Annotated in this window: 3 protein-coding genes; all 3 read right to left on the reverse strand. The window is 66.5% G+C overall.

The annotated features are described in order from the left end of the window. Positions 1-611: ATP-binding protein (locus VJ897_RS11865; RefSeq protein ID WP_324055881.1), on the reverse strand; the 611-nt coding region annotated here is incomplete at its 3' end. Positions 612-614: 3 nt separating this feature from the next. Next, positions 615-1,859, reverse strand: coding sequence for a metallophosphoesterase family protein (locus VJ897_RS11870; protein WP_324055882.1), 1,245 nt, complete (start codon positions 1,857-1,859; stop codon positions 615-617). 396 nt (positions 1,860-2,255) lie between these two features. Beyond that, positions 2,256-3,664 (reverse strand): Na/Pi cotransporter family protein (locus tag VJ897_RS11875; RefSeq protein WP_324055883.1); only part of this gene is annotated, 1,409 nt, incomplete at its 5' end.

A 3,664-nucleotide genomic window follows, 5' to 3' on the forward strand; every position in this document is an offset into this window, starting at 1 on the left:
GCGGTGTCCAGATCCCTGATCTGCTTGCCAAGGTCGTCGAAGGCGGCGCCAAGGTCGCGCAGCGCGCCCTTGCGCCCGGTTTTGTTCAGAAACGCCTCGGACTCGGCGCGCAGGTCGTCCAGTTGCGCAGCCAGATCGGTCAGGCCGGCGCTGGCCTGAAAGAGGAGTTCGCCCAGGTCGCCCTTGCTGGCCAGAATGCTCTCGCCGCCTTCATCGAGGGTCTGCCGGTTGAGCGAGAACATCGCCGCATAGGACGACCGGTCGAGCCCGCGCAGCCCGCCATGCAACAATGCCTCGCCCATCGGCGCGCCGCTTGAGTCGAGCAGCGAGGCGTCGCGTTTCTTGACCCGGACCAGATCATGCGTCCGCCCGTCGATCTCGAGTGCGGCCCCCACTTGCATGGTCTGGTAGGAATGAAGAAACGCCATGCGGCTTTGCACGGGGATCTGGAACAGAAAATCAAGCCAGCCTTCGAGCAGGGTGGATTTCCCGGCCTCGTTGGCCCCGTAGATCACGTGCAGATCGGGGGTGCCGGGGGCGGGGGGTGGAAAGCTGAGGCGCAGGTCTGTGAACTTGCCATAGCGGGTGAGGTCGAGCCGGTTCAGTCGCATTGCTCAGCCCTCGTTGTCCTCGAGGCGCGCGAGCACCTCCATCGCGCCCTGCTGCATCGCCTCGGTGATGGCCGTGGTGGTCTGTTCTTCGCTGTCGCCCAGAAGCCCGCGCAACTCTCGTGGGAGATGTTTCAGCAAGCGATCCACCTCGGCCTGTACCGCCGGCGCATCGGGGGAAATGCCCGAGTGCGCGATGATCCGGGCAAGTTCGCCCACGGCCCCACCCGGAGAGGTGGTCGCGCCGGTGTCCAGCGCGACCTCGATCCTGTCGATCCACAGCGTGCCGATCTGTTCCGCGACGGCCTGTGCCTCGGCGTGCAGCACGTCCGCGTCGCGCCCGACCCTCCAGGCCAGCGGTGTCGCCCCGGTCAGCACGGGCCGCACGATCAGGTGTTCGCCCGCGTGGTCGCTCCGCGCCGTGCGAATGGCGTGTTTCATCTCCTCCACGAGATCGGGCCAGTCGGCGAGGTGGCTGCACTCCATTGGGAGGCGCTCGAACTGCGCCACCGCAAGGTGCCGTTCCGCAAGGTCGACCGACCCGTCGTCGGCCACCGAAACCAGCGTGACCGACTTGGCCCCGGCCTCACCTATGTCGCGGCCCTGCGGGATTCCCGGCATGACCACGGTGGGGGCACCGGGATAGGCGGCGCGCTGGTGGATATGCCCCAGTGCCCAGTAATCGAACCCGGTGGCCTGAAGGTCCGACAGGGCGCAGGGTGCGTATGGGTCGTGGCCCTGCGCGCCCCCCAGCGAGGTATGCAGCAGGCCGATGTTGAACGCGCCCCGCACCGGGGGGCGGAACCGGTCGAGCAGGGTCTCGGGGGCGTGGGGGTCGCGGAAGGAAATGCCGTGTACCGCGACCGCATGTCCCGCCCATATGGTTTCGATCACATCGGCCTTGCCGGGAAACACCGTCACACTGTCCGGCAGCGTGAGTTCGCGTGTGATCCGCGAGGCGGCGTCGTGGTTGCCGCGGATCACGAAGGCCGGGATGCCGGCCGCCGCAAGACGCGCCATCTCCTGCGCGAGGAAGCGGGCCGTCTTCATCGAGGTCTGGCCGCCATCATAGAGGTCACCCGCGATCAGCAGGGCCTGCACCTCCTCGGCGAGGCACAGATCGACGATCCGGGCGAACGTGGTTCGGGTGGCGTTGCCGACAAGCTCGGCCAGTCCTTCGTCGCGCAGGGCAAGGGATTTCAGGGGCGAGTCGAGGTGGATATCCGCTGTGTGAACGAACTTGAATGCCACCTCGACCCCGCGTTTCTGATTGACCCGTCAGGAGACCTTGTGACCACGGAGCCGCGACCGTCAAGCGGGAAGTCCGCAGGTCGTCTGCCCAAGGTGGCTGCGTGAGGCGTGATTGCGCGGCTCTGCCGCGCCTTGGCATGAGGTGCCCCTGGTTTCCCAGACACCTGCCTCGTTCAGTTTCTGCTGTCTTGCTTCGACGTCAACGGGCGACAGCATGCCGTTGTTCGTGTGCTTGCGTGTTGCAGCGTCTTCGCCTTCGACCGGCGTAGGAAGGCGCGGGCGGGGTTTATGACGGAGCCCACCGGATGCGGGCTGATCGACACGGCCCCCCGGCGGGGCCTGGATCGAACTGCCCTTCGCGCAAGGTGACGGCCCGTTCACCTTCTGAAATCGCGCCTAGCCCAACCTGGATTGAACCTCGTATTCATACTCTCCGACGCGCTGGACGTTATGCATGATCCGGCTGAGCCACCGCATCGCGTCGGTGGCCTGAAAGGTTTCCTGCACCGAGTAGAGGCCTGCGTGCTCGCCCAGCAGAAGGCCACGCCGGTGCCGGGTGAAGCGGTGTGAGACCGGAGCGGTCATGCGCGCCATGTGCGTGCCGATGGCGGCTAGCTCCAGCGTCCGGGTGGGCGAGAGGCAGGCGGCGAACCACCGGGCGGGTCGCCGTGTGACCAGATCATGTTTCAGAACGCGGGCGAAACCGCGATGTTCAGCCTGTTCGATCAGGCGCACAAGGTGGTCGACCTGGTGCATCAGCGCGGCGTAGGCGGCGGCTTCGGCGGGTTTGTCGTGTGGCACTGAGATCCGGGCCATGAAATCCTTCAGGTCCTCGAGCGCCAGGGTTACACGGGGGGTAAGCGATGACAGTCGCCGCACATCGCCTTGTGGTCCGAGGGCCAGCGCATAGGCCGTGAAAATTTCGCGCGCGGCCCAGGTCATGGCACCGTGCGCGGCCTGAATCGCCGCACCCTCGTCCGTCAGAAGGCGGCGGTCCAGTTCCGGGAGGGCGCGTGCGCCGAGGTCCGGCCGCAGCGACGACACCAGCGTGGCGAAACGGTCGGTGAGGGGGAGAAAGACGAGGGTGCCCAAAAGGTTGAACGCGGTGTGAAACAGCACGAGTGCGGTGTCCGCTCCGGTGCGCGCGGCCAGCGTTTCGAGCGGGCCGGTGATCAAAAGCAGCAAGGGAAAGGCCAGCACCATGGTCCCGAGGTTGAACAACAGGTTCGCGATCGAGGTCTGTTGCATGGCGCGCGATCCGCCGATCGTGGCAATCAGCGCGGTCACGGTGGTGCCCAGATTCATTCCGATCACCGCCGCTGCGGCCTGGATCAGGGGCAGGGCACCGCCGCTCAGCAAGACCAGCACCACGGCGATGGCCGCCGAGGACGATTGCATCACCACCGTGATCGCGAAGCCGAGTGCGGCCATGGCCAGCATCCCGCCCAATCCCGGCCCGGGTGTACGCTCTGGCGTGATCCAGGCGGCGGCGCTGGACATGCCCTCCTGCATCATGTCGAGCCCGATGAAGAGCAGGCAGAAGCCCGCCACGATCCGTCCGATCCGTGCCAGTCGTCCGTGCGACAGGAGGAGGGCGAGGCTTGCAAGGAACAAGAGCCCCATCGCCACGGTGCCGAGCTTCAGCTTGAAGCCGACCAGAGAGACGATCCAGCCGGTCACGGTGGTGCCGATATTGGCCCCGTAGATCACCCCGAGCGCCTGCGGGAAACTCAGCAGCCCGGCCCCCACGAACCCCACGGTCATCACCGTGGTGGCGGAGGATGACTGGATCACCGCCGTGGTGA

Origin of the sequence: Salibaculum sp. (assembly GCF_035270045.1) — a bacterium.
Classification (GTDB): Bacteria; Pseudomonadota; Alphaproteobacteria; order Rhodobacterales; family Rhodobacteraceae; genus Salibaculum.